Here is a 24,114-nt window from a genome sequence, read left to right on the forward strand (position 1 = left end):
GAAGTGAGCACTCAACTGCGAACCCGGATACGGGCCGGGGATTCGAGCGCGTTCGCGGAGCTTTTCGACAGCTGTGCCCGCGCGGTCTACAACCACGCCTTCCGGCTGACCGCCGACTGGTCGACGGCCGAGGACGTGATGGCCGCGACGTTCATGGAGGCGTGGCGGCTGCGCGACAGGGTCGATCCCGAGGGCGGCTCCCTGCGGCCCTGGTTGCTGGGTATCGCCACCAACACCGCGCGCAACCAGTACCGGAGCAACCGGCGGTACCGGGCGGCCGCGAACGCCGCCGCCGCGGCCGAGCTGTCGGTTCCCGACCACGCCGAAGAGGTGGCCGAACGCATCGACGACCGGCGCCGCCTCGCCAAGGCCCTGGGCGCCCTCGCCTCACTGCGCCGGACGGAGCGTGAGGTGGTGGCGCTGTGCCTCGGGGAGGGCCTGGAGTACGAGGCCGCGGCCGAGGCGCTCGGGATCCCGGTGGGCACGGTCGCCTCCCGGCTGTCCCGGGCGCGCAAGAAGCTGCGCGCGCTCACCAAGGACGAGGCGGCCGCCCCGGCCGTGGGGACGACGCCGAAAAACGTGCGCGGAAATCGGGAAGTCGGCCGCCCGGGCCGACAGACAAGAGGCGATCACGCACACGTGGTCCGGCCCGTGCAGGGAGGAAACCGATGAACACGAACACTTCCCGGCAGAACCCGGCCGAGTGGGACGAGGACGCGCAGTTGCTCTCCCACACGGCGCGCGACCTGCCGATGGGCCGTCACCAGTTCCACAAGGAGCGTCTGATGGACCGGATTCAGCAGGAACAGCGCACACGGACGGCAGCGGTCCCGGAGAAGACAGGGCGTTTCCGGCTGCCGCGCCCGGCGATCGTGCTGCCGGCCGTGGCCGTGGCCGCGGCCCTGACCGGGGCGGTCATCGCCGTGGTGGCGATGCCCGCGGGCAATGGGGCGGGCAGCGGCGGCGTCGCCACCGGACCCGCCCTGACCACGACGATCGGTGCCGCCACCACCAAGGGCGTGCCGCAGCTGCTCGACCGGATCTCGCTGGCGGCGGCCGAGACCTCCCACCCGGCCGTCAAGCCCGGCCAGTACATCTACATCGAGTCCAGGACGGCCGACACCTTCACCAAGTCGGTCGGCGACAAGACCACCCTGGCCAGCCACGAGCTGCACCGCCGCCAGATCTGGAACTCTCCCGACGGCACCAAGGGCTGGCTGATCGACCCCGCCGTCAACGACAGCCCCGAGGGGGAGACCCTGAGCCTCCCCGACGAGCAGGGCAACCCTCGCAAGGCCGGTTTGAACGGGCCTTCGTACGACTACCTGGCCAAGCTGACCACCGACCCCGACGCACTGCTCGCCAAGATCTACAAGGAGGAGAAGGGCCACGGCAACTCCCCCGACCAGCAGGCGTTCACCACCATCGGTGATCTGCTCGGGGAGAGCTATCCGCCCGCCGAGCTGTACTCGGCGCTGTTCAAGGCCGCGGCGAAGATCCCCGGTGTCGTCGTCGTGCAGGACGCGGTGGACGCGGTGGGCCGGCACGGGGTGGCGGTGGCCCGGCTGGACGAGACCAGCGGTGAGCGGGAGGAATGGATCTTCGACAGGAAGTCCCATGTCTTCCTGGGCGAGCGCAGTGTCCAGGTGAAAGAGACCAGAGGCGAGGACTCCGTGATCAAGCCCGGAACGGTCACCTACACCAGCGCCATCATGAACCGGGCGATCGTCGACGGCATCAAGCAGACCCCGTCGCAGGCGGGCTGACGAACCCACCGGACGAGCCCGCGGAGGACCACCCCGCACGGCCCACGACGGCCGGACCCGGCCTTTCGGGTCCGGCCGTCGTGGCGTGACGGGAGTGCCGAGCGGCGACGGGCGGCTCCCGCGGGTGGTGGATCCCGTCCGAGCATGCCGCCGAGTGGCGGCGCAGGGCACGGCGGCCGACGATGCCCAGAGGGAAGAACAGCCCGGTGAAGGACCCGCGCGGGCCGGAGGACGGCGTCCGTGTCCGGGCAGCCGGCTTCGGTTGGTCCGCCCCGCGTCGGGGAAGGCGCGCGCCTGAGCGAGCATGGGAAGCGCACGACTCATCGTACGGATCAGGAAGTTGGCGTCATGACAGACAAGCTCACCGTGAGCGTCCTGGGCACCGGGATCATGGGCGCGGCGATGGCCCGCAACATCGCCCGGGCGGGGCACGCCGTCCGCGCCTGGAACCGCACCCGCGCCAAGGCCGAACCGCTGGCCGCCGACGGCGCATACATCGCCGACACGCCTGCCGAGGCCGTGCAGGGCGCGGACGTCGTCCTGACCATGCTGTACGACGGCGGAACCGTCGTGCAGGTCATGGAGGAGGCCATGCGCGGGCTGCGCCCCGGCATCGTCTGGGTGCAGTCGAGCACGGCGGGGATCGAGGACGCCGGCGGCATGGCCGACTTCGCCGAGGAGCACGGACTGGTCTTCTACGAGGCCCCGGTGCTCGGCACGCGCCAGCCGGCCGAGGCGGGGCAGCTGACCGTCCTCGCCGCGGGTCCCGTCGAGGGCCGGGACGCGGTGGCGCCGGTCTTCGACGCCGTCGGCGCCCGCACGCTGTGGACCGGTGACGACGGTGCGGCGGGCAGCGCCACCCGGCTGAAGCTGGTGGCCAACAGCTGGGTGCTCGCGGCCACCGCCGCGGCCGGCGAGGTACTGGCCCTCGCCGAGACACTGGGCGTCGACCCGCAGGACTTCTTCGGCCTCATCGGCGGCGGCCCGCTCGACATGGGATATCTGCGCGCCAAGATCGATCTCATTCGTGAGGGCGGGCTGACCCCGGCCAGCTTCGCGGTGGCGACCGCGGAGAAGGACGCCCGCCTGATCGTGGGGGCCGGTGAGCGCAACGGAGTCCGTCTCGACGTCGCCGCGGCGGCCGCCGAGCGGTTCCGCCGGGCCGCGGCCCAGGGCCATGGGGACGAGGACATGGCCGCCGCCTACTTCGCCAGCTTCGAGGACGAGCCCCGTTCCTGACGACCCGAGGAGTCCACATGTCCAAGCCTCCGCTGCCCGCCGCGGCCGTCGAGATGCTGCGCCGCCCCAACCCGGCGGTCATCGTCACCCTGCGTGCGGACGGTCAGCCCGTGTCCACTCCCACCTGGTACCTGTGGGAGGACGGCCGGGTGCTCGTCAACATGGACGGGGGACGCGTGCGCCTCACGCATCTGCGCCGTGATCCGCGTGTGAGCCTCACCGTCCTCGACAAGGGGGACTGGTACACGCATGTCACCGTCGTCGGCCGGGTCACGGAGATGGAGGACGACAAGGACCTGGCAGACATCGACCGGATCGCCGAGCAGTACATCGGCAGGTCCTACCCGGACCGGGAGCGCGGTCGGGTCAGCGCGTGGATCACTGTCGACCGGTGGCACGGCTGGGGGGAGATGAAGGACAGCGATCAGCCGGGCTGAGGCGCGGCCGCACCGTGCGTCACCGCACAAGGAGGAGCACCCTGGAATCAGCGGTTCCGGAGGTGATCGTCATGATGCACACCGCAGTCGGATGGCATGTGGAACTCGAATTCGAGGAGGACCAGGAGCGTACGCGGGCGGCGGCGCTCGTACGGCTTCCCGACGGGAACGAGGTCCGGTCCCACGGGTACGCCAGCCGCCACCACACCGACTCCAATCAGCCACGTGTGGGGGAGGAGATCGCAGGGGCGCGTGCGCTCAACGATCTCGCGATGCAGCTGCTCACGAAGGCGCACGGGGAGATCGACGACGCGTCGGGGAGGACGTCGCACCCGCTGACGCACTGAACACGTCCCGGTGAAGCCGGTACCCGGCGAGGCCCGTGCACAACACCGTGTGCGGGCCTCGTGGCCGTCCGGGCCGCGCGCGGTCACCCGAGGGAGGCGCGCACCGCCCGTACCAGGGCCTGCGCCCGTGGGTCCGCCGTCACGCTCTGACGGAAGCCGTTGGTGACATAGCCGAAGGCGATTCCGGACTCGGGGTCGGCGAAGCCGAGAGCGCCACCGCGGCCCGGGTGGCCGAAGGAACCGGGGGCGAGGAGCGGCGAGGCGCCGCCGTGGAGCATGTAACCGAGGCCGAACCGGGTACTGACCACCAGCACGCGGTCGGGGCCCGCCGACGCCTCGGCGCGGGCGTGCTCCAGCGTCCGCGGTGCGAACAGGCGGACGCCGTCCACCTCGCCGGCCAGGGCGGCGTAGAAGCGGGCGAGGCTGTCGGCCGTCGCGATGCCGTTGGACGCGGGCAGAACGGCCGCGCGGTAGGCGGGATCGTTCTCGTCGGGCAACGGGGTGATCGCCGCGAAGGCACGGCGGGTGAGGCTGTCGGGGTCGGCGTAGGCGTCCGCGACGGCGCGCTTGGGGCGGGTGCGCAGCGCCCCGGCCTGGGCCGGCATCTCGAGGGGGCCGACCCGGCCCACGCGGTGCGCCTCGGCCCCGGGCAGCCCGACCCACAGGTCCAGGCCGAGCGGTCCGGCGATCTCGGCCGCGATCCATGTGCCGATGTCCCGGCCCGTCACCCGGCGGACCAGTTCGCCGGTCAGCCAGCTGTACGTCTGGGCGTGGTAGCCGTGATCCGCGCCGGGCTCCCAGACCGGCGGCTGGGCGGCCAGGGCCGCGGCGGCGAGATCGGGATCGGCTGCCTCGGCGGGGGTGAGCGGAGTGTCCAGCGCCGGCACTCCGGCCCGGTGCGCCAGCACGTGCCGCACCAGGGTGTGCTCCTTGCCCTGCGCCTTGAACTCGGGCCAGTACTGGCCGACGGGGGCGTCCAGGTCCAGCTCTCCGCGTTCGGCCAGCATCAGCAGCACGGCCGCGGCGACGCCCTTGGTGGCCGAGCGGACGATCTGGGCCGTGCTCCGCTCCCAGGGACGTGCGCCGTCGATGTCCCGCGTCCCGGCCCACAGGTCGACGACCTTGCGACCGTGGCGGTACACGGCGACCGCCGCCCCGCGTTCCCCCATCGTCTCGAAGTTCCCGAGGAACGCTTCCCTGACCGGCTCGAAGCCCTCGGCCACAGCGCCGTTCACGTCCACGCCCGTGTTCCCTTTCGTCCGCCTGCGACAGTGACTCCAACACCGTCGCAGGCGCCTTTGATTCCTCGGCCCGGCACGGACGCGACGTCGACGTGCCCGTTCGTGGCGCCGCAGGGGGACCGCTCGGGACATGCCCACGAGCCCGCCGTGACGGCGGTCAGCGGGCGCGGTCCGCCGCCGACGGCACGGATCGGGGATCGAAGCCGTAGGGCAGTTCCAGCCGGTGCGCGCGCATGAGCGTGTCGTCGGCGAGCAGTTCGCCGGTCCTTCCGTCCGCGGTGATGACGCCCTCGCTGAGGATCAGTGAGCGCGGGCACAGCTCCAGCGCGTAGGGCAGGTCGTGGGTGACCATGAGGACCGTGACGTCCAGGGATCGCAGGATGTCGGCGAGTTCGCGCCGCGAGGCGGGATCGAGGTTCGACGACGGCTCGTCCAGGACCAGGATCTCCGGTTCCATGGCCAGCACGGTCGCCACCGCGACCCGGCGGCGCTGGCCGAAGGACAGGTGGTGCGGCGGCCGGTCCTTGAAGTCCGCCATGCCGACCTGTTCCAGGGCGCGGTCGACGCGGGCCTCCAGCTCGGCGCCCTTGAGCCCGGCCGTCGCGGGCCCGAAGGCCACGTCCTCGCGGACCGTCGGCATGAAGAGCTGGTCGTCCGGGTCCTGGAAGACGATGCCGACCCGGCGCCGGATCTCGGCCATGTGCTTCTTTCCGACGGGCAGCCCGGCGACCTTCACCGTGCCCGTGCCACCGGTCAGGATGCCGTTGAGGTGCAGCACGAGCGTGGTCTTCCCGGCGCCGTTCGGCCCGAGCAGTGCCACCCGCTCGCCGCGCGCGACGGTGAAGTCGACGCCGAACAGGGCCTGGTGTCCGTCCGGATACGCGAAGGCCAGTCGGGCCACTTCCAGCGAAGGTGTCACAGGGTCCATCCCAACAGGCAGACGACGAGGGCGGCGAGGGGCAGGGCGAGGGCGTACGACCACTGCGCGCGGGTCGCGGACACCTCGTCGATGACCGGCATGGAGCCGGCGTACCCGCGGCTGACCATGGCCAGGTGGACGCGCTCGCCCCGCTCGTAGGAGCGGATGAAGAGCGCGCCCGCGGACTTGGCGAGGACGCCCCAGTGCCGGACGCCGCGCGCCTCGAAGCCGCGCGACTCCCGTGCGATGCGCATCCGCCGCATCTCGTCGGTGATGACATCGCCGTAGCGGATCATGAAGGAGGCGATCTGCACGAGGAGCGGCGGGAGTTTGAGCCGCTGCAGCCCGAGCAGCAGCTGGCGCAGCTCGGTGGTGGCCGCGAGCAGCACCGACGCGGCGACACCGAGGGTGCCCTTGGCGAGCACGTTCCAGGCGCCCCACAGCCCGCTGACGCTGAGCGAGAGCCCGGCGACGTGGACACGCTCGCCCTCCGCGACGAACGGCATCAGCACGGCGAAGGCGACGAACGGGACCTCGATCAGCAGGCGCCTGACGAGGAACCCGGCCGGTACACGGGCCCGGTACGCCACCGCACCGAGCAGAACGGCGTACACCGCGAACGCCCACATCGCCTCGCGGGGCGTCGACACCACGACGACCACGAAGGCGAAGGCGGCGGCGAGTTTGGTGTGCGGCGGCAGGGCGTGCACGGGGGAGTGCCCGTGCCGGTAGAGCCGGTGCGCGGCCCCGCGCTCGCCTCCCCTCGCTCGGGAGGGAACGGTTTGCGTACTCATCTCAGGCGGCCGGGGAGGTGCTCGACGCGCGGCGCCTGCGGACGGCCCAGAAGACCGTGCTGCCCGCCGCGACGGTGACTCCGACGCCGATCACACCGGCGAGACCGCCGGAGAGGCGGGCGTCGTCCACGTCCTTGACGCCGTAGTCGGCGAGCGGGGAGCCGGCGGAGGCGTGCTGCCGCGCCGTGCCGTCGATCCCGTGGTCCGCGGCGACCTTCTCCAGGCCGTCGGGGCTGGCGGAGGCGTAGAAGCTGACGAAGCCCGCGAGGACGAGGGAGGCGACGAGTCCGGTGATCCACAGCCTGCGGTGGGACCGGGCGGCGGCCGGCACGGGTGCGGGCCCGGTGGCCGGCGCGTCGACCAGTTCGCCGCCGACGCGCAGTTTGAGGCGCTGCCGAAGACCCCGGGCGCCGTACACGAGATCCGGGCGTACGGCGATGACGGCGCCGACGGTGAGCGCGGTGATGGCGGCCTCGCCGAGGCCTATGAGCACATGGACGCCGATCATCGCGGTGGCGACCTTGCCGATGGAGACATCGGTGGTGCCGCCGACGGCGTAGATCAGGGTGAAGGCGACGGCCGCCGCCGGGACGGAGAGCAGCGCGGCGGCGAAGGAGGCGACGGTGACGGAGCGGCGCGTCCTCGGGAGGATCTTGACCAGTGCACGGAAGACGGCGTAGGCGACGACGGTCGTCACGATCGCCATGTCGGTGATGTTGACGCCCAAGGCGGTCAGGCCGCCGTCGGCGAAGAGGATCCCCTGCATGAGGAGGACGACCGACACACACAGGATCCCGGTGAAAGGCCCGACCAGGATGGCGGCCAGCGCCCCGCCGAGCAGATGCCCGCTGGTACCGGCGGCGACCGGGAAGTTCAGCATCTGCACGGCGAAGATGAAGGCGGCCACCAGGCCGGCGAGCGGTGCGGTGCGTTCGTCGAGTTCGCGCCGGGCACCCTTGAGGCTGACGGCCAGGGCGCCCGCGGCGAGGACGCCGGTCGCGGCGGAGGTGGGGGCGTTGATGAATCCGTCGGGTACATGCACCGTTGGAGGATAGCGGCTTATTGCGAAGTCATTGCAAGAGCTTGGTATCCGTGACTACCTCTTGTGGGCACCGGAAGCCGCCTTTGTCCCTATATGAGACATTGGAGAAGTAGTGGATTCACCTTCTGTGTGGGTGACGCAGCGTGAGGAGCGGTCCCATGACAGTTGTGGAACAGTACGCACGAGCCCATGTCGTCACGGATTCCCCGGAAGCTCCGGACGCCGTTCCCATCGTTCTTCGCTACGACCCCGACATCGATCCACGATCCGTCCGCATCGGTCTGCCCGGACCGCACGAGTGGGCCTTCTCGCGGGATCTTCTGGAGAAGGGGCTGCGCGCCCCGGCCGAGAAGGGCGATGTCCGTATCTGGCCCTGCGGCCGGGTCCAGGCGGTCATGGAGTTCCACTCGCAGCGGGGGGTCGAGGTGGTGCAACTGGAGTCGAAGGCGCTGCTGCGCTTCCTGCGCCGTACGTACACGGCGGGGGCCGCTGTGGGGCAGCACTTCAACTAGCCGCAACGCATCCGAGGGTCCCGGTGCCGCTGATCCGCGCGAGGGCCATCTCGCCGCGGGCCCGTGGGGTCGGGCCCGCGGTGCCCGGACACCGGTCGCCGCTCAGCTTCCCGCGCGCAGCAGGGCCGCCACGATCGGTCCCGCCGAGTCGCCGCCGTGGCCACCCTGCTGCACCACACCCGCGGCGGCCAGGTCGCCCTTCCAGGCCGTGAACCAGCCGTTCGGCTGCTCCTGGCCGTCCACCTCGGCCGAGCCGGTCTTCGCGCCGTAGTCAGGACCCAGGCCCGCCATCGCCTTGGCGGCGGTGCCGGCCGCGGCCGTGTACTGGAGGACCTCCTTCAGCTGGGCCTGCGTCGACGCCGACATGGTGCGGGTCGCCTTGGCCAGCGTGCGGCCGTCCACCGACGGGGAGACCAGGTACGGCTGGTGGAACACGCCCGTCTTGGCCGTCGCGACCACCGAGGCCATGTTCAGCGGATTCATGCGGACGCTGCCCTGGCCGATCAGGGAGGCCGCCATCTGGGCCGCGCTCTGTACCGGGACCGCGCCGTCGAAGGACGGGACGCCGATCGCCCAGTTGTTCATGCTCAGCCCGTAGATCTGCTGGGCGATCTTTGTGAGGTCGTCGTTCTCCAGCTTCTCCGCCTGGCTGATGAAGGCCGTGTTGCAGGAGGCCGCGAAGCTGGCCTTGAACGTGCCGTTCTTGATCTCGAACTTGTCGTCGTTCTGGAACTTCCAGCCGCCGTACGTCACGTACTTGGGGCACGGGTGCGGCTTGTCCGCGTGCGCCAGCCCCTTCTCGAACAGCAGCGTCGAGGTCACGATCTTCATCGTCGAGCCCGGGGCCAGGGAGCCCTGGAAGGCGGCGTTGAAGCCGTGGCTCGAGTTCGCCACGGCCAGGATCTCGCCCGTCGACGGGCGCATGACGACCGCGGAGGCCTTGTCCTTCTGCGACACCTGCTGCTCGGCCTTCGCCTGGAGCGTCGGGCTCAGCGTCGTCTTCACCGTGCCCGGTGTGCCCTCGCTCAGCGCCACCAGCGTCTTGTCGGGCGTCTTCTGGCTGCCCTTGGCCGCCGCCTTGCGCACGATGCGCAGCTCGATGCCCGCCTTGCCGCCCGCCTTCTTGCCGTACTTCTCCCGCAGACCGTCCAGCACGGTCCCGAGCGAGGGGTACTTGGCCGTCGTCAGCTCGCCGCCGTCCCGGTCCAGGGCCTTGATCGGGGGCGTGCCGGCCTCTCCCGTCACCAGGCGGTCACCCTCGGCCATGTCCGGGTGCATCACCGAAGGCTGCCAACGGACAAGCGGCAGACCGTCCTTGGCCCGGCGCACGACCGTCAGCTTCGAGTCGTACGCCAGCGGCTTGCTCTTGCCCTGGTACGACACCGTCGCCTTGACGGAGAACGGCACCGAGGCACCGGACGGCGTACCGCGGGTCAGCGTCACCCCGGTGATGTGCGCGTCCTTGCCGTAACCCGTCAGGGCCTGCGTCGCGGCCGCCGAGTCGTCCGTGGCGGCCGCGGCCTTCGCCACCTGGCCCTGCTGCCAGGCCGTGAGGAACGCCGCCGCCGTCGTGCGGACCTCGGAGGCGGACGGCGGCCCGGTCTTCGCGGGCTTGAGCACGCCCGTGAACGCCTTGCCGTCGTCGGCCGCCGCGCCGCCGCCGAGCAGGCTGTAGGCGCCGACCGCTCCGGCCACACCGACGACGGCGATCAGTCCTCCGACCACCAGCGGGCGGCTCTTCCTGCGCTCGGCGGCGCGCCTTCTCTTGCCCACAGCTTCCGATCCTCCGCAGTCCCCAGGTCCCCCGGTGCCCCCATGTTCCTCAACGAGAACACCACACTAGAGTCCCGGTCCGGCGCGGGTGACCTCAGCCGCCGGTTCGTAGCACAGCTGCGACGATAGGACCGGCGGCGTCGCCGCCGTGCCCGCCCTCCTGGGTCATGGCCGCCGCGGCGACATCGCCCCGGTAGCCGGTGAACCAGCTGTTGGACTTGGTCTGTCCGTCGACCTCCGCTGAGCCGGTCTTGGCCCCGATGTCCCCGCCGAGCCCCGCCATGACGTGCGCGGCCGTGCCCTGGGTCGCCGTCAGCCGCATCATCGCCCTCAGCTGGGCGACGGTACCGCCGGACAGGCCCCTGGCCCGGGCCAGTTGGCGGCCGTCGAGCTTCGGCGAGACCAGGTACGGCTGCCGGAACGCACCGGTGGTGGCGGTCGCCGTGACCGACGCCATGTTCAGCGGGCTCATCTGGACCTGGCCCTGGCCGATCAGGTTGGCCGCGGTGTCCGGGCCGCCGGAGGCGGGCACCGACCCGTCGAAGGAGACGATGCCGGTCTTCCAGTTGTCCTGCCCGAGCCCGAAACGGTCCTCGGCCTCCCGGGTGAGCGAGTCGACCTTCACCTCGTCCGCGTACTTCACGAACGCCGTGTTGCACGAGCGCATGAAGCTGTTGGCCAGCGTGGCCTGCTCGTTGGGGACGAGACCCTTGAGGTTGTGGAAGGTCTGGCTCTGCCAGACGGCCGATTCGGGGCACGGCGCCGGACCGTTCATGCTGGTGATGCCGTTGTCGATGAGCGTCGCCGCGCTGATGACCTTCATCGTGGAGCCCGGCGCGAGCCGTCCCTCGAAGGCCGCGTTGAAACCGTCCTGCCGGTGGTTGGCGACCGCGAGCACCTCGCCCGTGCTCGGCTTGACCGCCACCACCGACGACTCCGCGTACTGCCGGACGGCCCGTTCGGCCGCCGCCTGCGCGGGGGCGCTGATCGTGGTGCGGAGCTTGCCCGGGGTGCCCTTGGCGAGCGTGAGCAGGGTCTTGCTCGGCGCGCTCGCATCGGCGCGCTCGACGGACAGCTCCACGCCGGGCCTGCCGCCGGCCTTGTCGCCGTACTTCTCGCGCAGCGCGTCCAGGATCGGGCCGAGCGAGGGGTACTTGTCCGCGGTCAGGACCTGGTTGTTCCGGTCCACCGCCTCGATGGGCGGGACCTTGGCCTCACCGGTGACGAGCGTGTCGCCCTTCTCCAGGGCGGGATGGACCACGGACGACTGCCAGTCGACCAGTGCGCGCCCGGTGGTCACACCGCGCACGACCGTCAGTTCGCTGTCGTAGGCGAGCGGCTCGGACTTCCCGTCGTAGGACACCGTCGCCTTCACCGAGTACCGCACCGAGTCACCGCTCGGCGCACGCGGCGTGATGTGCACCTTGGTGATGTGCGCGCTGGTGCCGTAGGCGGTCAGCAACTGCTCGGCGGCCCCGGCGTTGTTCGTGTACGAGCCGGCGGCGGCCGCATCGCCCTTCTGCCAGGCGGCGAGGAACTTGGCACTCGCCTCCTTGACCTCGCTCGCGGACGGCGGTCCGGTCTTCACGGGCGCCGGTCCGCCGACGCTGCTGCCGGCGGCCGTGCCCCCGTTGAGTGCCGTCAGGAAGTTGTACGCCCCGTACCCGGCTCCCCCCACCATGACCATGAACACCCCGCCGACTATGCCGGCCTTGACCCCCTTGCGCATGGCGCGTCATCCCCTCCCCGTAGATCTCGCACTGTAGGCGGCCCTCGGGGAGGTTGTGACGGGCGTGTTTGATTATTGGCCGAAGAGTGATCAGATGTATGACCCAAACCCCCACATCGGACCACATACTTGAACGGTGACGGCTGTGCCCGGGATGAGCACGGCCTCAGCGGCCGGCGGAGCCCGCAGGGCCTCCGCACCTACCACGACGTGCCCGACCCGTTCCACGACTGTCCGGCGCCGACCTGGTTGAGCAGCTTGTCCAGAGTGATCGGCAGGTCACGGACGCGGACACCGGTGGCGTGGTGGACGGCGTTGGCGATCGCCGCGGCGGTGCCGACGACGCAGATCTCGCCGATGCCCTTGGCCCCCATCGGGTTGGTGTACGGGTCCTCCGCCTCCACCCAGTACGCCTCGAGCGATCCGACATCGGCGTTGGAGGCGATGTGGTACATGGCGAGATCCTGGTTGACCACGTGCCCGAATCTCGGATCGACCACGCTCTGCTCGAACAACGCCATCGACAGGCCCATGGTCATGCCCCCGAGCAGTTGCGAGCGGGCCGTCCCGGGGTTGATCACCCGGCCCACGTCGAACACCCCGAGCAGGCGCGGGACCCGCACCTCGCCGGTGTCGGCGTGCACCCGGACCTCGGCGAACTGGGCGCCGAAGCTGTACATCGCGTAGCGGGCGGCGTACGGGTTGGCGGGCATGTCCGCGGTGACCTCGAGCCCTTCCGGCGGGACGAACCCGCCGTGCTCGGACTCCACGAGTGCGCGCAGCCGCTCGGCCGCCTCGACGACGGACGTGCCCCAGCTGTTGACACCCGACGACATGCCCGCCGGTGAGGCATGGGGCAACGCCGAGTCCCCGATCCGCACGTGCACGTCCTCGACGGTGACGCCCAGCGCGTCCGCGGCGATCTGGGTGAGGGCCGTCCAGGTGCCGGTGCCGATGTCGGCGGCCGCGATCAACACCGTGTAGTGCCCGTCGGGGCCGACGCGGATGGTGGCGGCGTTGCCCGGGAAGCGGGGCGAGGGGTAGCTCGAGGCCGCCACCCCGGTGCCGACGAGCCAGCCCTGGCGGTCGCGCCGCGACCGGGAGGTCGGGTTGCGCCGCTGCCACCCGAACCGGCGGGCGCCGTCGCGCAGGCACGCCACCAGATGGCGGCTGGAGAACGGCAGACCGGTCTCGGGAGCGACGGCGGGCTCGTTGCGGATCCGGAACTCCACGGGGTCCAGGCCGCAGGCGTCGGCCATCTCGTCCATGGCCGACTCGAGCGCGAACATGCCCTGTGCCTCTCCCGGCGCCCGCATGATCGTCGGCACCGGCAGGTCCAGGGGGGCGAGCCGGTGGGTGGTGCGCCGGTTGGGCGCGGCGTACATGTACCGGGAGCACACCGCGACGTGTTCGGCGTATCCCTTGACCCTGGCGGTCTGCACGACCACGTCGTGGGCGATCGCGGTGAGACGCCCGCTCGCGTCGGCGCCGAGCCGGACGCGCTGGACGGTGGCGGGGCGACAGCCGACCAGGGAGAACATCTGCCGGCGGGTGAGCGTGAACTTGACCGGCCGGTGCACGAGCCGAGCGGCCATCGCCGCCAGGACCGCGTACGAGTGGCAGTAGACCTTCGACCCGAAGGCGCCCCCGACGTGCGGGGAGACCACCCGGAGCTCGGACGGGCCGAGACCGAGCACGGAGGCCATGAGATCCCGGCTCATCGACGCGCCCTGCGTCGAGCAGTGGACCGTGAGTTCGCCGCCGGTCCAGACGGCCACGGCGGTGTGCGGCTCCATCGGGTTGTGGTGGTTCATCGGCGTGCTGTAGGTCGCGTCCAGCCTGACCTCCGCCGCGGCCAGAGCCGCGTCGACATCGCCCGTGGCGCTGTCGGCCGGCGACCCGTCCTGGAGTTCCCCGCCACCGGTGCAGAAGGCGGCCGCGTCCAGTGGCTTGTAGAGGTCGTCGCTGTCCGGATCCAGTTCGACGTGGTGGGGCCGCTCCGCGTAGTCCACGCGGACCAGTTGCGCGGCGTGGCGGGCGGTCTCGGCGGTCTCGGCGATCACGCCGCCGATGAGCTGTCCGCGGTAGGCGATCTCGTCGGTCTGCAGGACCGCGAGTTCGGCGTCGTCGGCCGAGGCCAGCCGCGGGGCGTCGAGGTGGGTGAGCACGGCCAGCACGCCCGGCTCGGCACGCGCGGCCTCGGCGTCGACGGCGGTGACACGGCCGGTGGCGATCGCGGCCTGCAGCGGGTACAGGTAGGCGGGCCGGTCGACCGGCTGCTCGAAGGCGTAGATGGCGGTCCCCCGGACCTTGTCCGGCCCGTCCAGGCGGTCGAGCGGTGTGCCGACGGCGCGGGGGACGACAGTCATGGTGGCTCGTTCACCAGGGCGAGGAGGGTGGAGACGACGGTGTTGCGCACGAGCGGCACCTTGAACGCATTGCCGTCCAGCGGCCGGGCCGCGGCCAGCTCGGCCTCGGCGGCGGCCCGGAAGCGCTCGGCGGTCGGGGGCGCGCCCCGCAGCGCCTGTTCGGCCTTCGTGGCCCGCCACGGTTTGTGCGCGACGCCGCCCAGCGCGATGCGCACGTCGCGCACGGTCCCGTCGGCGACTCTCAGCACGGCGGCCACCGACACCAGCGCGAACGCGTACGAGGCGCGGTCGCGGACCTTGCGGTAGCCGGATCTGACGCTCTCCGCGAGCGGCGGCAGGTCCACGGCCGTGATCAGCTCGCCGTGCCGCAGGACGGTGTCGCGCGCGGGCTCGTCGCCGGGCAGCCGGTGCAGTTCGGTCAGCGGCAGGGCCCGTTCCCCGTCCGGCCCGCGGGTGCGCACGACCGCGTCGAGCGCGGCCAACGCGACGGCCATGTCCGAAGGGTGGGTCGCGACACAGGCCTGCGACCAGCCGAGGATCGCGAGGTCGCGGTGGTGGCCCTCGAGCGCCGAGCAACCCGACCCGGGCTCCCGCTTGTTGCACGGGGTGGTGAGGTCCTGGAAGTACGGGCAACGCGTGCGCTGCAGCAGGTTCCCGCCGGTGGTGGCGAGGTTGCGCACCTGCCCCGAGGCGCCGGACAACACCGCCTGGGAGAGCACCGGGTAGCGCCGGCGGATCCTGCGGTCGGCGGCCAGCTCGCTGTTGGACACGGTGGCTCCGATCCGCAGGGTCCCGTCCGGAAGTTCCTCGATCCGGTCGCAGGTCAGCCGCCGCACGTCGACGAGCAACTCCGGGGTGGCCACGCCCAGTCTCATCAGGTCGACGAGGTTCGTGCCGCCGGCGAGGAACGCCCCGTGCGGAGCCCGGGCGAGCATCCGGACCGCCCCCGGCACGTCCTCCGCGCGCTGGTAGCGGAACGGCTTCATCGCCCGGCCGCCTCGGCGATGGCCGGGCGGATGTTGGCGTAGGCGCCGCAGCGGCAGAGGTTGCCGCTCATCCGCTCGGCGATCTCGGCCTCGTCGAGGACGACCTCGTCGGCGTCGGGGTCGGCGCTCACCGCGCTCGGCCAGCCCGCTTCCGCCTCCGCCAGCATCCCGACCGCCGAGACGATCTGGCCCGGCGTGCAGTAGCCGCACTGGAACGCGTCGTGGTCGATGAACGAGCGCTGCACGGGGTGCAGACGGTCACCGCGGGCCAGGCCCGCGGCCGTGACGATCTCGGTGTCCTCGTGCGCCACCGCCAGCGCCAGGCAACCGAGCGCGCGGCGGCCGTCGAGCAGAACCGTGCAGGCGCCGCACTGCCCGTGGTCGCATCCCTTCTTGGGGCTGGTGATCCCGAGACGCTCGCGCAGGGCGTCCAGCAGGCTGGTGCGGGTGTCGACGACGAGCCGGTACCGCTGCCCGTCCACCCGCAACGTGATCTCCATGTCCACGGGGTGCACCCCCATGCCGCATATCAGAACTGGTGCGGATATCACATGATCCGGTCCTTCCCGAGGGGGAGGCCGGTAAACCGGCGACGGACCGGCGACGCGCCGCCCCGGCGCTTCGCACGGTGATCCGACTCGGCGATATCGCGATCTGCAGAGCATGAAACGGATCGGATCGTCTCCTGACGGTCCAGTCCGAGGAGCACGGCGGACCAGCCGCTGACAGCGGCGACCAGTGACGCGAAGGGTCCGTGACCTGCGATGACCGCAGGCCACGGACCCTTCGCCGTGCTTGCGCCGCCGTCACCGCTGGCGGCATCGCACAGGTCCACGACAATCGGACGTGGTGGTGCGGGGCCGGCGGGGCCGGCTTCCGGCGGTGGGTCCGTCCCGCCACGAGTGGCTGCGGAGGTGGCGGCGTCATGAAGCAGACCGTGAAGACTCCCGAAGCGTTCCTCGGCGTCGGTTACACACACGACCGGGCCGGGCTGCCGCTCGAGGCGGTGCGGATTCCCGTCGCGGAGCCGGCGGCGGGCCAGGTGCTGATCCGCGTCGCCGCGTCGTCGCTCAACCCGCTGGAGTACAAGCTGGCCGAGCTCAACTTCATGGGACGGACGCCCCCTGTCGGCCTCGGGCTCGACCTCGCCGGCGTGGTGGTCGCCGTGGGTCACGGTGTCGGTGATGTGACCGTCGGCGACGCGGTGGCCGCCCTGGCCGATCTGGACGGTGACGGCGGCTGGGTCGCATCCGGCCAAGGCGAGGGCGGTTATGCCCTCGCCCACCGATTCCTCATCGCCCGCAAGCCGTCGTCCTTGAGCTTCCGCGACGCGGCGGCGCTTCCGATGTGCTTTCTGTCCGCGTTCGCGGGTCTTCACGGAGCGGTGCGGACCGGCGACACCGTTTATGTCCCGGGCGGCGGGGGCGGCGTCGGGCATCTGGCCGTGCAGATGGCAGCGCGCGCCCTGGGCGCCGGACTGGTCGTCAGCAGCGGCAGTACACCGCAATCCATCGCACTGGCCCGGCAGTCCGGCGCCCACCACGTCTTCGACTACAAGCACGACGACATCGCCGCCGACATCGCCCGGCTGACCGACGGCCGGGGCGTCGACCTCGTCTTCGACGCCACCTACAGCGAGCAGGGCTTCGTCGAGAGCGCCAAGGCCGTCCGGCGGGGCGGCAGCTGGATCGTGCTCGGCGTCGGCCCCGGCAGGACGACGCGCCTGGCCGAAACACACAGCCCTGTGGACGCCATCCTGGCCGAGCGCGGCGCCGAGCGCGTCGACGTCAATCTGCTGCGCTACTTCTCCGAGCCCGCCACGCTCGACAGCCAGGCGCGCGCCCTTCTCCGGCAAGGGATGGATCTCGCGATGGAGTGGGCGGAGCAGGGGCTTGTGGTTCCGCACATCGGCCGGACCATCGACAGCGCCGTGGACGCCATCAACGCGGGGCTCCAGTCGCTGAAGTCGGGCCATGGCGTGGTGGGCAAGGTGGCGGTGATCGTCGACCGTGACCTGGCCCTGGGCACCTCTCCCGGGGCGCCCTAGCCGGGCCGCCCGGGGGCGGCGGGAGCGGTCGGCGGCGCCCGCGCTCATGTCTTCGCCCCGTTCGGCACCGCCGGCCGCCCGCTCCCGCCCAAGAGAGGGGCATGGGGCGAGTCTGTGAGGTCATGGCCCCAACGCCGTGCCTCGGCGGGCAGGTTCACAGGTTGCCCGACGCGCCGGAAGCTTACGGGGCCGCGATCACTCGCCTCAGATCACTCGTCTCAGGGCGACTCCAGGCCAAAGCCGCTGCACCGACCGCGATGGCGGGCACGGCCTGCATGACGGCGCACGTGTGGAACGCGGTAGTGGGTCAGGCCGGGCCGTCGGCATCCTGCAGGGAGGACTCGAACGCCTCGGGGCCCTGCTCCGCCGCCGCCGGGTCCATCCACATGACCTGCCAGCCGTGGCCGTCGAGGTCGTAGAAGCTGCGCGAGTACATGAAGCCGTAGTCCTCGGCGCCATCCGCCTCGGTGCCGCCCGCCGCGAGCGCAGCGGCGCTGACCGTGTCGACCTCCTCGCGGGACGACACGCTGAAGCAGTACAGCGCCAGCGTGTGCGTGGTGGGATCGGCCATCGGCAGTTTCGCGAACTCCGCGAACTTCTCACGGCTGAGCAGCATGACGAAAGCGTGCTCGCCGACCAGCATGCAGGCGGAGGTCTCGTCGGTGAACATCGGGTTGAAGCCGAACCCGAGCTTGGCGAAGAACGCCTTGCTGCGCTCGAGGTCCGCTACGGGGATGTTCACGAACAGCATGCGGCCGGGGTGTGCGGGACGGGTCATGGTGGGTCTCCAGTCGGTGGCTCGATGGCGTACGTCCCGGTAGACCGGGCCGGCCGGCGGAACTCATCGGCGGATCCCGACCACGTCGGTCGCAGCGGCGATCGATGTCCCGGCCGCAGCTCGGAAGCCCTGCCCGTCACTTCGTCGGCTGCTGATCCCCGCTGCCCGCGCGGTGCCGCATCGCTGCATCGGCCATGACAGCCTCATTCTCGAACGATCAGCACGACCTGCTCCTCCGCGGGACTTGACCCTGCCCCACGGGCAGGGTTCGACGATGCTTCGCATGAACAACAACGCGCTGCACTCCGTCGAAGCCGACATCCGCGAGCAGGTTGCCGCCTACTGCGAGTCCAACAACGTCCCCGGGTACGTCGCAGGCGTCCACCACGCCGGCGAGCAGATCGTCGTCGCCCATGGAACCGGCAACGTCGCCACCGGCGCACCGATGTGCGACAACACCGGATTCCTCTTCGGTTCCGTCACCAAGGTCCTGACCACCACGCTGGTCATGCGGCAGGTCGACCGTGGACTGTTGGACCTCGACACGCCAGTGGTGAAGTACCTTCCGGAATTCGCCCTGACCGCACCGGGCGCGGCGAACAAGATCCTGGTCCGGCACCTGATCTCGCACACCAACGGCATCGATGCCGACCTGTTCTTCCCCGACGCCAAGGGCCGCGACGCACTGAAGATCTACGTCGACGGCCTCGCGAGCAACTGCGGCGCCCTGTTCGAGCCCGGCGAGCAGCTCAGCTACTCCAACGGCGGCATGATCGTCGCAGGCCGCCTGCTGGAAGCGGTGACCGGCATGCCCTTCCCCGACCTGCTCAAGCGCGACATCTACGCGCCCGTCGGCATGAAGGACTCCTGCACCTCGGCCGAGGAGGCCATTCTGCGCAGCACGGCCGTCGGCCACTTCCTCGACCCGGAGACCATGGCGGCCGAGCCCACCGGGATGTTCATGCTGCCCGACACCTGGGGGCCCGCCGGCGGGACGCCGATCGGCACCGTCGCCGACCTGCTCGCTTTCGGGCGCACCCATCTGGCGGGCGGTGTCTCCCCGTCCGGCACTCGCGTCCTGTCTGCCGGGGCGACCGCACTGATGCAGCAGGCGTCGTACGACATGGCGACCCCGAACGTCCCCCCGATGGGCCTGGGCTGGGTGCGCTACCCGTTCGGTGACACAACCGTCCTGGCCATGTCGGGCGCGTCGCCCGGCGGAGTGTCCATCCTGTGCGTCGTGCCCGAAATCGACCTGGTCTTCACTGCCTTCGGCAACACCTCGGCAGCGATCATGCTCCACGACCACATCCTGCAGCGGCTCCTGAGCGAGCACTTCGGCGTCCGGATCCCCACTCTGGTCACCGGAGGGGAGCAGGACGTCGACCTCACCCCGTACGTGGGCACCTACCGCTCCAACCAACTCCGTATCGACGTCAGCATCGTCGACGGCCGGCTCGAGGAGCGGACGACCTACGAACCGGCGGACGAATCGCAGGGACGGGTCTTCAGCCAGTTCGCCGGCGGCATGACCTCCGCTCCGCCGCAGCGCTATGTGCCGATCCGGCCGGGCCTTTTCGCGCCCGCCGGGTACCCGCTGGAAACGTTCGACGGATACCTGCGACTCCTGCTCGTCTCCTACCACGATGTCCGCGACGGCCAAGCGCGCTTCCGTAACGGCGGCGGCCGCCTGACCCGACGGGTTTGACCGTTCCGGCCGACCGGCCCGGGTGGCAGGATGGCCGGCATGCTGAGGATCGGCCAGCTCGCGGACTACGCCGGAGTGACCATCAAGGCCATACGCCACTATCACCAACGCGGCCTGCTCGCTGAGCCCGACCGTGACCACTCCGGCTACCGTCGCTACACCGCGCAAGACGCGATCGACCTCGTCAAGATCAGGACCTTGGCCAATGCGGGCGTGCCACTGGCCCGCATCAAGGACCTTCTCAACGCCGACCCGGACACGCTCACCGCGGCCATCACCGAGATCGATCACGACCTGGAAGACCGCATGGTGCAGCTGCGGCGAACCCGCGACCAACTCGCCCAGCTGCGCGGCGGCGACCGGCTGTTCGTCTCCCCGGAGGTCGCCGACCACCTCGACGTCCTGCGCGAACTCGGCGTCAGCGAGCGCCAGAGGGAGCTGGAACGCGACGGCTGGATCCTCATGCAAACGGCCTCACCTGAGGACGCCTCCCGATGGATCGCCGAAAAGCGCGAACTCATGAACGATCCCGAGTTCCGCGCCCTCTACCTCGACCATGACGCCGCCTACGACTGGTCGCCCGACGATCCCCGCCTCCCCGCCCTCGCGGCCCGTACCAGGAACTGGTTCATCAACCACCACAGCCGGTCCGAGACCCGCCCCGTCCACAGCCCGGCCATCGCCCGGTTGGCCGCGCGATCCCAGCCCGGAGCCTCATCCCCGGCGTGGGACCGCCTCGCCCGACTGACCGGCGAGGGAGACGAGCGTGAAAACCAACGGTAGGTCGCGGAACGAGCACGATCCGCCCCGTCCTGCCAAGGAACCGCTCCTTCAGGCGGTACGGGCCGGCAAGCGTGGCCGTGGGCCGTCTCCGGGTCGTCCGAGGGTGGCCGGCGGCGACCGCTAGCGACCGACAACGACCACGAGGGCGCGACCGACCGTCGCGCCCTCGTGAGATGTCCGCCCGGCTAGACCCAGGTGTCCAGCCACATCCGCGACCGCCACTGGTCGATCGGGATCGCCGTGCCCGTGTACAGGGGCCAGAAGTAGATGAAGTTCCAGGCGATCAGCAGGACCAGGATGCCCGCGCCCGCCGCTCCGACCAGTCGGCGGCGTTCGTCCGAGCCCGGTGGTCCGATGATGGCGCCGATCATCATCGCCACCGCCAGGCACAGGAACGGGACGAAGACGACCGCGTAGAAGTAGAAGATCGTGCGCTCCTGGTACATGAACCAGGGCAGGTAGCCCGCGGCGATTCCGCAGGCGATCGCGCCGGCCCGCCAGTCGCGGCGGAACGCCCATCGCCACAGGATGTACAGGATCGCGAAGCAGGCCGCCCACCACAGCAGCGGGGTGCCGATCGCCAGGACCTCCCGGGCGCACTTGTCGCCGGCGTCCGCGGGGCAGCCGGCCTCGCCCGGGGAGGGGGACTCGTAGAAGTAGGAGACCGGCCGGCCCACCACGAGCCAGCTCCACGGGTTCGACTGGTACGTGTGCGGGGACGACAGGCCGACGTGGAACAGGTAGACCTCGTGCTCGTAGTGCCACAGGCTGCGCAGCCAGTCGGGCAGGAAGGCCCACGTGCCGCCCTTGCCGTCGTTGGCCGCCCAGTCGCGGAAGTAACCTCCGGAGCCGTCGGCGGGGGAGAGGATCCAGCCGATCCAGGAGACGAGGTAGACGCAGATCGCGACGGGGACCGTGGCGAGGAAGGTAAGCCCCAGGTCGTGCTTCAGGACCGCCGTGGCGGTCTGCCGGGCCCCGGCGACCTTGCGGGCGGAGTAGTCCCACAGGACCGCCATCACACAGAACGCCGCCAGGAAGTACAGGCCGTTCCACTTGGTGCCGATGGCGAGACCGAGCATCACCCCCGCCGTCCAGCGCCACGGGCGCGGGCCGAAGCGGACCGTCTCCGCCGTGTGCGGGTCCGGGCGCACCCGGCCGTCCGCGTCCGCCGGAAGGGCCGCCGCCAGTTTCTCGCGCACCCTGTCCCGGTCGATGAGGAGGCAGCCGAAGGCCGCGAGCACGAAGAACTCCAGGACGCCGTCCAGCAGCGAGGTGCGGCTCATCACGAACTGCAGACCGTCCACGGCCATCAGCGCACCGGCCAGACAGCCCAGGAAGGTCGAGCGGAACAGCCGGCGGCCGATGCGGCACAGCATCAGCACGGCCAGCGTGCCGAGCAGCGCCGTCATGAACCGCCAGCCGAACGGATTGAACCCGAAGAGCAGCTCGCCGAGCCCGATCACATACTTGCCGACCGGCGGATGCACCACGTAGGCGGCGTCCGTCGGGATCGGCACATGCCCGTGGTTCTCGAGGATCAGATCGTTGGCGTCCTTGGCCCAGTTCGCCTCGTATCCGTTGTGGATGAGCGCCCAGGCGTCCTTGGCGTAGTAGGTCTCGTCGAATATCACCGCCCTGGGGCTGCCCAGGTTCCAGAACCGCATGAGGCCCGCCACGAGCGTCACGAGCAGCGGGCCGCCCCAGCCCGACCAGCGGGTGAGGCGGTCGGCGACCTCCTTGCGCAGGCCGAGCGCCCCCCAGACGCGGGGGCTGGGCTCGCTGTAGGGCGGCACCAGCCGGTCACGGACGTCGCCTGTGGGGCGCGCCGTGTATCCGAAACGGCGGAGCCGCTGCTGCCACGCCGGCCGATGCTCTTCGGTGGCCTGGCCCTGCCGGGTGTCCGTGGAGGACGCGGTACTGGTCACCGCGCCATCGTAGGGAACGCGTCTGTGTGAGTCCCGCGCTTGGCCCCTCCGATCGGGTACGGCCCGAGCCTGGGAGGATGGAAGCGTGACAGCTACGCCCGGAACTCTGGTCCTCGCAGGCACCCCCATCGGGGACGTCGAGGACGCTCCGCCGCGGCTCGCGAAGGAGCTTGCGACCGCCGACGTGATCGCCGCCGAGGACACCCGTCGGCTGCGCCGGCTCACACAGGCGCTGGGCGTGCAGCCTGCCGGGCGTGTCGTGTCCTACTTCGAGGGCAACGAGTCGGCCCGGACGCCCGAGCTGGTCGAGGCGCTGGAGGGCGGGGCGCGGGTGCTGCTGGTGACCGACGCGGGGATGCCCTCCGTGTCCGACCCCGGCTACCGGCTGGTCGCCGCCGCCGTCGAGAAGGACGTCCGCGTCACCGCCGTGCCCGGTCCGTCCGCCGTGCTCACCGCGCTCGCGCTGTCCGGGCTGCCCGTGGACCGCTTCTGCTTCGAGGGGTTCCTGCCGCGCAAGGCGGGCGAACGGCTGTCACGGCTGCGTGAGGTCGCCGAGGAGCGGCGCACCCTCGTCTACTTCGAGGCCCCGCACCGGCTCCAGGCCACCCTCGCCGCCATGGCCGAGGCCTTCGGCTCCGGGCGCCGGGCCGCCGTCTGCCGCGAGCTGACCAAGACGTACGAGGAGGTCCGAAGGGGCCCGCTCGGCGAACTGGCGGAGTGGGCCGCCGAGGGCGTACGGGGCGAGATCACCGTGGTCGTGGAGGGCGCGGGCGAGAAGGCCACCGAGGCGCTCGACGCGACCGAGCTGGTGCGCCGGGTGCGGGTGCGCGAAGAGGCGGGCGAACGGCGCAAAGAGGCGATCGCGGCGGTCGCCGCCGAGGCGGGCCTGCCGAAGCGGGAGGTCTTCGACGCGGTGGTGGCGGCCAAGAACGCCGACCGGTCCGAGTGAGTCACACCCCCTCCGAGCAGGGAGCATCTCCCGTGAGCGGACGCCCCATGGGCGGGCAAAGAGCTGTCGCCGAAGGCAAAGCCATAACGGTGCGTTCGGGTCGATTTGGCAAGCGGATTCCAAATCGCCTCCAACACTCGGCAGGCCTTGATGCGTTCGCGCTGGTGAAGTCGTCCACTGGGTGAAGGGACGTCCCCGTCCCTCGCCCACAGTGGGACCCCGCGGGATTCAGGGGGAACCCCGCCTCACCGGGGCGCTTGTCCAGCGGACAAGAGGAGCTGGCATGAGTGAGAGCGCAGGACGCACCGGCCGGATAGATGCGGCCGGCATCGGGCAGGCCGACCGAGGCATGGCCACCGCCGTCGTACAGGAGTCCTACTCCTTCGCCTGCATGCGGTGCGGGCACGGCTGGGAGCAGTCGTACGACATCGAGCACCACCTCGACGGAGACGGCAACGAGTTCGTGATGTATGTGGCGGGCGGCCGCGTCGTCCCGTCGCCGCTGAGCCGTCCCAGCTGCCTGAACTGCGACAGCCATGTGGTGCGCATCATGCGCCCCGGCCAGGTGTCCTCCGTCCAGAACTCCATGCACCGGCACCACCGCCCGGCAGGGCGGCCCGCCGGGGAGGAGACCCTGGACGAGCCGGCGGCGCGGGCGCAGGAGACCGGGCAGCACCACCACTGGCACCTCTCGGACCTGCTCCACGTGTTTCACCATCGCAAGGCGGGGTGAACGGTTCCTCCCGGGCGAGGGGCGGTACGGCCCCTTT

General features: G+C 71.1%; 22 protein-coding genes. 11 read left to right on the forward strand and 11 right to left on the reverse strand.

What is annotated here, in order from left to right; genetic code table 11:
• Window positions 1-3: 3 nt before the first annotated feature.
• The 5 genes from ACSHXN_RS23815 (at window position 4) to ACSHXN_RS23835 (ending at window position 3,789) form a co-directional block, all read left to right on the forward strand.
• Entirely contained in the window at window positions 4-672 is a 669-nt protein-coding gene (locus ACSHXN_RS23815; protein ID WP_355141246.1) for an RNA polymerase sigma factor, read from the forward strand.
• Window positions 669-1,766 (forward strand): CU044_5270 family protein, encoded by a 1,098-nt coding sequence (locus ACSHXN_RS23820; RefSeq protein ID WP_438303674.1) that lies wholly within the window; start codon window positions 669-671, stop codon window positions 1,764-1,766. Before ACSHXN_RS23815 ends, ACSHXN_RS23820 begins: the two co-directional genes overlap by 4 nt.
• 294 nt (window positions 1,767-2,060) lie before the next feature.
• Window positions 2,061-3,005 (forward strand): NAD(P)-dependent oxidoreductase, encoded by a 945-nt coding sequence (locus ACSHXN_RS23825; RefSeq protein ID WP_438306495.1) that lies wholly within the window; start codon window positions 2,061-2,063, stop codon window positions 3,003-3,005.
• 17 nt (window positions 3,006-3,022) lie between these two features.
• On the forward strand, window positions 3,023-3,442 hold the full coding sequence (locus ACSHXN_RS23830; RefSeq protein WP_355141250.1) for a PPOX class F420-dependent oxidoreductase: 420 nt from the start codon (window positions 3,023-3,025) through the stop codon (window positions 3,440-3,442).
• A 71-nt stretch (window positions 3,443-3,513) separates the two neighbouring features.
• Entirely contained in the window at window positions 3,514-3,789 is a 276-nt protein-coding gene (locus ACSHXN_RS23835; protein WP_355141252.1) for a DUF1876 domain-containing protein, read from the forward strand.
• Between the two features lie 83 nt (window positions 3,790-3,872).
• Here the strand turns inward: ACSHXN_RS23835 and ACSHXN_RS23840 are convergent, their stop codons facing one another.
• The 4 genes from ACSHXN_RS23840 to ACSHXN_RS23855 form a co-directional block, all read right to left on the reverse strand.
• Window positions 3,873-5,030 carry a serine hydrolase domain-containing protein gene (locus ACSHXN_RS23840; protein ID WP_355141254.1) on the reverse strand — a complete coding sequence of 386 codons (1,158 nt, stop codon included), beginning with the start codon at window positions 5,028-5,030 and terminating at the stop codon, window positions 3,873-3,875.
• Window positions 5,031-5,187: 157 nt separating this feature from the next.
• Window positions 5,188-5,958 (reverse strand): energy-coupling factor ABC transporter ATP-binding protein, encoded by a 771-nt coding sequence (locus tag ACSHXN_RS23845; protein ID WP_355141256.1) that lies wholly within the window; start codon window positions 5,956-5,958, stop codon window positions 5,188-5,190.
• On the reverse strand, window positions 5,946-6,743 hold the full coding sequence (gene cbiQ / locus ACSHXN_RS23850) for a cobalt ECF transporter T component CbiQ (protein ID WP_356110052.1): 798 nt from the start codon (window positions 6,741-6,743) through the stop codon (window positions 5,946-5,948). The genes ACSHXN_RS23845 and cbiQ overlap by 13 nt, the downstream gene beginning before the upstream one ends.
• Before the next feature lies 1 nt (window position 6,744).
• Complete coding sequence (locus ACSHXN_RS23855; RefSeq protein ID WP_355141260.1) at window positions 6,745-7,785, reverse strand: energy-coupling factor ABC transporter permease; 1,041 nt, start codon at window positions 7,783-7,785, stop codon at window positions 6,745-6,747.
• Window positions 7,786-7,943: 158 nt separating this feature from the next.
• Here ACSHXN_RS23855 and ACSHXN_RS23860 point away from each other — a divergent pair, with 158 nt between their 5' ends.
• A complete protein-coding gene (locus ACSHXN_RS23860) occupies window positions 7,944-8,297 on the forward strand; it encodes an SsgA family sporulation/cell division regulator (RefSeq protein ID WP_355141262.1) in 354 nt (117 codons plus the stop codon).
• Window positions 8,298-8,399: 102 nt separating this feature from the next.
• On the opposite strand, the gene ACSHXN_RS23865 is transcribed toward ACSHXN_RS23860, so the two are convergent.
• The 5 genes from ACSHXN_RS23865 to ACSHXN_RS23885 form a co-directional block, all read right to left on the reverse strand.
• On the reverse strand, window positions 8,400-10,070 hold the full coding sequence (locus ACSHXN_RS23865) for a penicillin-binding transpeptidase domain-containing protein (protein ID WP_355141264.1): 1,671 nt from the start codon (window positions 10,068-10,070) through the stop codon (window positions 8,400-8,402).
• Window positions 10,071-10,164: 94 nt separating this feature from the next.
• Entirely contained in the window at window positions 10,165-11,799 is a 1,635-nt protein-coding gene (locus ACSHXN_RS23870; RefSeq protein WP_356110057.1) for a penicillin-binding transpeptidase domain-containing protein, read from the reverse strand.
• A 200-nt stretch (window positions 11,800-11,999) separates the two neighbouring features.
• Window positions 12,000-14,168, reverse strand: a complete 2,169-nt coding sequence (locus tag ACSHXN_RS23875) for a xanthine dehydrogenase family protein molybdopterin-binding subunit (protein ID WP_356110059.1) — start codon at window positions 14,166-14,168, stop codon at window positions 12,000-12,002.
• Window positions 14,165-15,154, reverse strand: a complete 990-nt coding sequence (locus ACSHXN_RS23880; protein WP_356110061.1) for an FAD binding domain-containing protein — start codon at window positions 15,152-15,154, stop codon at window positions 14,165-14,167. Before ACSHXN_RS23880 ends, ACSHXN_RS23875 begins: the two co-directional genes overlap by 4 nt.
• Complete coding sequence (locus ACSHXN_RS23885; protein ID WP_355141298.1) at window positions 15,151-15,660, reverse strand: (2Fe-2S)-binding protein; 510 nt, start codon at window positions 15,658-15,660, stop codon at window positions 15,151-15,153. Before ACSHXN_RS23885 ends, ACSHXN_RS23880 begins: the two co-directional genes overlap by 4 nt.
• 419 nt (window positions 15,661-16,079) lie before the next feature.
• Here ACSHXN_RS23885 and ACSHXN_RS23890 point away from each other — a divergent pair, with 419 nt between their 5' ends.
• Window positions 16,080-17,201 (forward strand): quinone oxidoreductase family protein, encoded by a 1,122-nt coding sequence (locus ACSHXN_RS23890; protein WP_355141272.1) that lies wholly within the window; start codon window positions 16,080-16,082, stop codon window positions 17,199-17,201.
• 307 nt (window positions 17,202-17,508) lie between these two features.
• Here the strand turns inward: ACSHXN_RS23890 and ACSHXN_RS23895 are convergent, their stop codons facing one another.
• Complete coding sequence (locus tag ACSHXN_RS23895) at window positions 17,509-17,979, reverse strand: VOC family protein (protein ID WP_355141274.1); 471 nt, start codon at window positions 17,977-17,979, stop codon at window positions 17,509-17,511.
• 283 nt (window positions 17,980-18,262) lie between these two features.
• On the opposite strand from ACSHXN_RS23895, the gene ACSHXN_RS23900 reads away from it, so the two are divergent.
• Together ACSHXN_RS23900 and ACSHXN_RS23905 are read left to right on the forward strand one after the other, a co-directional pair.
• Window positions 18,263-19,687 (forward strand): serine hydrolase domain-containing protein, encoded by a 1,425-nt coding sequence (locus tag ACSHXN_RS23900; protein WP_438303676.1) that lies wholly within the window; start codon window positions 18,263-18,265, stop codon window positions 19,685-19,687.
• Between the two features lie 39 nt (window positions 19,688-19,726).
• Window positions 19,727-20,470 carry a MerR family transcriptional regulator gene (locus ACSHXN_RS23905; RefSeq protein ID WP_355141279.1) on the forward strand — a complete coding sequence of 248 codons (744 nt, stop codon included), beginning with the start codon at window positions 19,727-19,729 and terminating at the stop codon, window positions 20,468-20,470.
• A gap of 185 nt (window positions 20,471-20,655) precedes the next feature.
• Here the strand turns inward: ACSHXN_RS23905 and ACSHXN_RS23910 are convergent, their stop codons facing one another.
• Window positions 20,656-22,395 (reverse strand): dolichyl-phosphate-mannose--protein mannosyltransferase, encoded by a 1,740-nt coding sequence (locus ACSHXN_RS23910; RefSeq protein WP_355138685.1) that lies wholly within the window; start codon window positions 22,393-22,395, stop codon window positions 20,656-20,658.
• 85 nt (window positions 22,396-22,480) lie between these two features.
• Here ACSHXN_RS23910 and rsmI point away from each other — a divergent pair, with 85 nt between their 5' ends.
• Together rsmI and ACSHXN_RS23920 are read left to right on the forward strand one after the other, a co-directional pair.
• On the forward strand, window positions 22,481-23,344 hold the full coding sequence (gene rsmI, locus ACSHXN_RS23915) for a 16S rRNA (cytidine(1402)-2'-O)-methyltransferase (protein WP_355138683.1): 864 nt from the start codon (window positions 22,481-22,483) through the stop codon (window positions 23,342-23,344).
• A 283-nt stretch (window positions 23,345-23,627) separates the two neighbouring features.
• Entirely contained in the window at window positions 23,628-24,077 is a 450-nt protein-coding gene (locus ACSHXN_RS23920; RefSeq protein ID WP_355138681.1) for a hypothetical protein, read from the forward strand.
• Window positions 24,078-24,114 lie beyond the last annotated feature (37 nt).

This window comes from Streptomyces sp. HUAS TT11 (assembly GCF_051553595.1).
Lineage (GTDB): Bacteria > Actinomycetota > Actinomycetes > Streptomycetales > Streptomycetaceae > Streptomyces.